Origin of the sequence: Hydrocoleum sp. CS-953 (assembly GCF_002260545.1) — a bacterium.
In the GTDB taxonomy this organism is placed as follows: domain Bacteria; phylum Cyanobacteriota; class Cyanobacteriia; order Cyanobacteriales; family Microcoleaceae; genus Trichodesmium.
Window position 1 is genome coordinate 1 of record NZ_LGSU01000317.1, and the last position, 2,732, is coordinate 2,732.

3 protein-coding genes are annotated in these 2,732 nt (G+C 34.7%); 2 read left to right on the forward strand and 1 reads right to left on the reverse strand.

What is annotated here, in order from left to right:
* Positions 1-159 precede the first annotated feature (159 nt).
* Entirely contained in the window at positions 160-408 is a 249-nt protein-coding gene (locus tag AFK68_RS02915; protein WP_094671486.1) for a Ycf34 family protein, read from the reverse strand.
* Between the two features lie 719 nt (positions 409-1,127).
* Here AFK68_RS02915 and AFK68_RS02920 point away from each other — a divergent pair.
* Positions 1,128-2,405, forward strand: a complete 1,278-nt coding sequence (locus AFK68_RS02920) for a CCA tRNA nucleotidyltransferase (protein WP_094671488.1) — start codon at positions 1,128-1,130, stop codon at positions 2,403-2,405.
* Between the two features lie 117 nt (positions 2,406-2,522).
* A complete protein-coding gene (locus AFK68_RS34390; RefSeq protein WP_143437460.1) occupies positions 2,523-2,645 on the forward strand; it encodes a sulfotransferase in 123 nt (40 codons plus the stop codon).
* Positions 2,646-2,732 lie beyond the last annotated feature (87 nt).

The following is a 2,732-nucleotide window of genomic DNA, read 5'->3' on the forward strand; positions in this document are numbered from 1 at the left end:
ACTTATTAGCATTCAGCTCTCATATTTTTATAGCTTTACTAAAATTTTTAGGATGTGAGGTACAGTTTAATAATAATTTCTGTTCTCTCTTTAAAAGGTAATAAAGCTGATAGCTGTTAGCTGACTGCTGAATGCTTACATGATCAATTATCCATTAATTTAGGTAGGGATAAGTTCACCTGGCCTTAATTTTGCCCATTTGCCCATTTCTTCTAGAAAACTTTCACAACCGACAACATCCCATTCCATCTCAATTTCCTCTTGTTGAGGACGAATATTGACATTGATAGTAGGTTCAACCGGGTCAAAATCTGGATTTTCTGTTAAATGAAGTTGTTCGTGCTGAGTTTCTACAGCATGATAAGTTACACACCGATCTACATAGTGGCAGTTAACACAAATACACATTTATAAGTACCTCATTTCAGTTATCAGTTATTAGTTATAAGTACCTCTGAGTGAACCCAGGGGGTTGAAATACTAAAGTTTATTTTTTGGTAGTCCTGCATTGTAATGGTGAGGATATATATTTTTTAATTTCTGCTCACCCTCCCACACTCCCCACACTCCCCACACTTCCCACANATAAGTACCTCTGAGTGAACCCAGGGGGTTGAAATACTAAAGTTTATTTTTTGGTAGTCCTGCATTGTAATGGTGAGGATATATATTTTTTAATTTCTGCTCACCCTCCCACACTCCCCACACTCCCCACACTTCCCACACACTCTCTACCATTACTATGCACCACCACCTATTTTTTCATCCCCTTAAAAGGGGAGACTTAAGACCTTATTTTTTGGTCAAGTTTAATCTTAATTGATGCAATAATTTCCTATCTTAATGATTTGATAAGTTTATATATCGTTTCTCAAATTACTGAGGTAAAGTTGTTGTTATTCTTTTCTACTCCCTACTCCCTAAAACAAATGAACTTTGTACCTCACTTAGAGATGGAAATTTGCTATATTTTAACCCAAATTAATTTTATCTGACATTGATAAAATTTTGCCCTAGAGACAAACTTGCTTTTCTACTGGGGAAAAATATATTTTTTTCAGACATAATGTTAACTTTAACCTAAGTAAAAGTCTAACTGCAAAGAAATTCATTTAATTTTTGTGGCAATGTCGATAAATTCCCTGTCTGCTTTATCACCAGAAACTTGGCCATTTGATGGAAGAATGCTGCCCCAACCTGTTTATTTAGTGGGTGGTTCGGTTCGAGATGCTTTGCTGAAAAGGAAGAGGGAATATTTGGATTTAGATTTTATTATTCTTGAGCAAGCAGTTAGTATCGCCAGAAATATTGCCAAGGAATATCAAGCGGGGTTTGTGGTTTTGGATGCGGAACGAAAAATTGCGAGGGTAGTATTTAAAGGAACGACTGTTGATTTTGCTGAGATTGAAGGTGATAGTTTGGAGGAAGATTTATGGCGACGAGATTTTACGATAAATGCTATTGCTTATAATCCTTTTACTGATGAATTGATAGATTTATTTAATGCTCTGAAAGATTTGCAAGAGGGTATTATTAGAATGGTAAAATCTGCGAATCTTAAAGAGGACCCCCTCCGACTATTACGCGCATATCGTCAAGCAGCACAATTAGGTTTTATTATTTCCCCAGAAACAGAAACAACAATTCGAGAGTTTGCACCTTTGCTTACCCAAGTCGCAGTAGAAAGAGTGCAGACAGAATTAGGTTATTTATTGAGTCATCCTCAAGGAATGATTTGGATAGAAAAAGCTTGGAAAAATGGTTTACTCTCAGATTATTTTCCCACCGCTCAAGACAATTTGGAAATAGGAAAAAAGGTAGAGATAGTAGTAGAGCAGTTAGAAAAAAATTGGTCGAATTTAAAAGTAGAGTTAGCAACTGGGGTGCGTGAGACAGTCAAAACATCTTTATTGGCGATCGCTAAATTAGCAATATTAGTTAATCCTCATCCACAAAAAGCGGAAGTTGAATTGATGAGGTTGAAGTATAGCAATGCAGAAATTAGAAGTACAATTTCAGTTATTAAAGGTTTAGCCAAACTGTCAGAAGTAGAAATTCCTCAGATGTCTGTTAGAGAACAATATTTTTTCTTTCAAGAAATAGGAAAAAATTTTCCTGCTCTAGCAGTTGTAGCAGTAGCAAAAGGAATATCTCTAGAGGAAATTAATTGTTTAATTGAACGTTATATTAATCCCGACGATCCAGTTGCTCATCCCATAGCTTTGTTGAATGGAAATGATTTAATTACAGCTCTAAAATTAGCTAAAAGTCCTATAGTTGGTCAACTCTTAAAAGAAATTTTAATAGCACGAGCGGAAGAAAAGATTTTTACTAAAGCTGAAGCAATTAAATTAGCAGAAAATTTAATTCAAGTAAGGAATAAGGATTCATTAATTGATAATTGATAATTGATAATTGATAATTAGCTCTGAACTGGAGCAGCTATTTTTAATTTTTAAGCATACTCGCTTTCCTTCCTTCTGACTTCTTCCTTCTGACTTCTTCCTTCTAACTTCTAAAATATGACGTATTTTTTTATTGGTGGATGTCCTCGCTCTGGAACTACTTTATTACAAAATATTATTTGCTCCGATACCAATGTTAATCCCTTAATTGGAGAAGTAGGTTTTTCGGATGGCTTTTAAGTACAGCAAGTAAAAGCTAATCAACTAGCTTCTCAAATTGAAGATGGTGACAAGAAAAAATTTGTTGTTTTGTTGAAGAAAACTATT

Excerpts from the sequence above, each read along its gene's own strand:
- AFK68_RS02920 (WP_094671488.1), top strand. The coding sequence starts at position 1,128 with ATGTCGATAAATTCCCTGTCTGCTTTATCACCAGAAACTTGGCCATTT.
- AFK68_RS02915 (WP_094671486.1), bottom strand. The coding sequence starts at position 408 with ATGTGTATTTGTGTTAACTGCCACTATGTAGATCGGTGTGTAACTTAT.
- AFK68_RS34390 (WP_143437460.1), top strand. The coding sequence starts at position 2,523 with ATGACGTATTTTTTTATTGGTGGATGTCCTCGCTCTGGAACTACTTTA.